At 74.9% G+C, this 2,161-nt stretch carries 2 protein-coding genes; both read left to right on the forward strand.

Features of this window, described 5'->3' with window-relative positions; translation table 11 throughout:
* The first annotated feature begins 130 nt into the window (after positions 1–130).
* Positions 131–982, forward strand: a complete 852-nt coding sequence (locus tag ACWGL3_RS32045; protein WP_267948365.1) for a DUF4097 family beta strand repeat-containing protein — start codon at positions 131–133, stop codon at positions 980–982.
* Complete coding sequence (locus ACWGL3_RS32050; RefSeq protein ID WP_267948364.1) at positions 983–2,137, forward strand: PadR family transcriptional regulator; 1,155 nt, start codon at positions 983–985, stop codon at positions 2,135–2,137.
* The last annotated feature ends 24 nt before the right edge of the window (positions 2,138–2,161 follow it).

Below are 2,161 nucleotides of genomic sequence, written 5' to 3' on the forward strand. Positions count from 1 at the left end.
GGGCCCCGGTCCGGCCTCGGGGAGAACCCCTGCTCCCCCCTGAACCGCCCCCGAAACTACGCGACATATCTTGAGTTCCCCCCACTCGCGACATATCGTGAAGGCACAGAGCAAGCGAAGGGATCACACGATGGCGCGTTGGACCATCGACAGGCCGATGACCCAGACCCTGGACGGCATCGTCGCGTTGCGGGTCCGGATCATCGGCGGTCACGTCAACATCCTGCCCACCGACGACCCGGCCACCTTCGAAGTCACCGACATCGTGGGCGACCCCCTCCTGGTCACCCAGGAGGCGGGCATCCTCACCATCCAGTACGAGGACCTCACCGGGCCCGGTTTCCTGGACCGGCTCCGCCCGATGCAGCTCTCCGCCTACAAGCGCGTGCAGCACCGCAGGGCGACCGTCAACCTGCGCCTTCCCCACGACTGCCCGGTGGAGGTCACCACGGCCACCGCGCCCATCGTGGCGGCGGGGATCAGCGCACGCAGCCAGCTGCGGACCGCCTCCGGCGAGATCACCCTCGACGAGGCCTCGGGCGAGACCGAGATCGCCACCGTCTCGGGCAACACCGCCGTGCGGGGCGCCAGCGGCAACCTCAAGTTCAACAGCGTCAGCGGCCAGCTGGCGGTGGCCGGCGGCCGCCTCTCCGCGCTGAGCGCCAAGACCGTGTCGGGCCAGCTGCTCGCCGACACCGACATCGCGCCCGCCGGCCGGGTGCGGCTCAACTCGGTGTCCGGGGAGATCGCCCTGCGGGTCCCCGCCGACACCTCGGCGACCGTCGAGCTGCGCACCTCGACCTCGCCCGTGAACTCCGACTTCGGCCTGGACCGGCGCAGCGCCCCGGCCAGGACGATCCTCAGCGGAAAGATCGGCAGCGGTGTCGACCCCGCCTCCATCACCGTCAACTCCGCGTCGGGGCGGACCGCGCTGCTGCGGCGCGCGCCCGAGGCACCGGCCGCGATCCCCGAGGGGGCCTGAATGAGCACCATCTTCGGCCACGGCAGACTGCGGCTCTACCTGCTCAAACTGCTGGACGAGAGCCCGCGGCACGGCTACGAGATCATCAGCCTGCTCCGCGACCGCTTCCTCGGGGTGTACTCGCCCTCCCCCGGCACCATCTACCCGCGCCTCGCGCGGCTGGAGGAGGAGGGCCTGGTCACCCACACCGAGGAGGGCGGCCGCAAGGTCTACCGGCTCACGGACAAGGGCCGCGCCGAACTGCGCGGCCGCAGCGGCGACCTCGACGACCTGGAGAAGGAGCTCACCGACTCCGTCCGGGACGTCGCGCGGGCGGTCAAGCAGGACGTGCGCGCCACCATCAGCTCGCTGCGCGAGGAGCTGAAGTTCGCCGCGGGCGGCGCGCGCCGCCCCGAGCCCCCGGCCGGGGGCGACCGGACCGACGGCGGTCGCGAGGAGGCCCCGGGGCCCGCCCCCTCCGCGGAGGGGGCCGACACCTCGGAACGGCGCGCCCCGGAGGCCGGGGATCCGTCGGAGGAGTCCTCCGGCCGGCAGGACGGGGCCCGGGACAGGCCCGGGGACCAGGGCTGCGAGGACGGCTCCCGCTGGGCCCGCGAGTGGGAGCGCTTCGCCCAGGGCTTCGGCGCGTTCGGCGCGGTCTGGAGCCGCGGTGACTCCGAGCGCCGGGCCGGGGGGCCCGAGTTCGACCAAGCTCTGCGCGACTTCGGCGACAGGGTGCGCGACGTCGTCCGCGAGGCGGGCCACGTCGGCGAGGCGGCGGCGCACGACCTCCGGCGCATCCTGGACGACACGGTCGAGGTGATCCGCAAGGACGCGCGGAACTGGGGCCCGACCGGGGACGGCGGCGCCGGGACCGGGACGTCCGGGGACGCCGCCGAGGAGGCACGGGACGCAGGGGACGCCCCCGGCCCCGAGGGCCCCGGCCCCGAGGGCCCCGGCGACTCCGGCGGACCGGCCGGGACGCACGCGGCTCCCGGGGAGCGGGCCCAGGACGGGCCGGAGGCCCGGCCGATGCCCTCCGCCCCGGGAGGGGACCCCTGGAGCGAGGCCGTCGGCGATCCCGGTGACGGGAACGCGGACGGCGCCGCGGAGGGCGGCGACGCCCCGGAACCCGGGAGCGGCTCCGCCGACGGGAGCGGTGGCAAGGACCGGTAGTCGAACGATCGGGGCCCGGCAGGC

This window comes from Nocardiopsis sp. NPDC055824 (genome assembly GCF_053616335.1).

Bases quoted from the DNA above. Each gene is read 5' to 3' on its own strand.
- ACWGL3_RS32045 (WP_267948365.1), top strand. From the start codon at position 131: ATGGCGCGTTGGACCATCGACAGGCCGATGACCCAGACCCTGGACGGC.
- ACWGL3_RS32050 (WP_267948364.1), top strand. From the start codon at position 983: ATGAGCACCATCTTCGGCCACGGCAGACTGCGGCTCTACCTGCTCAAA.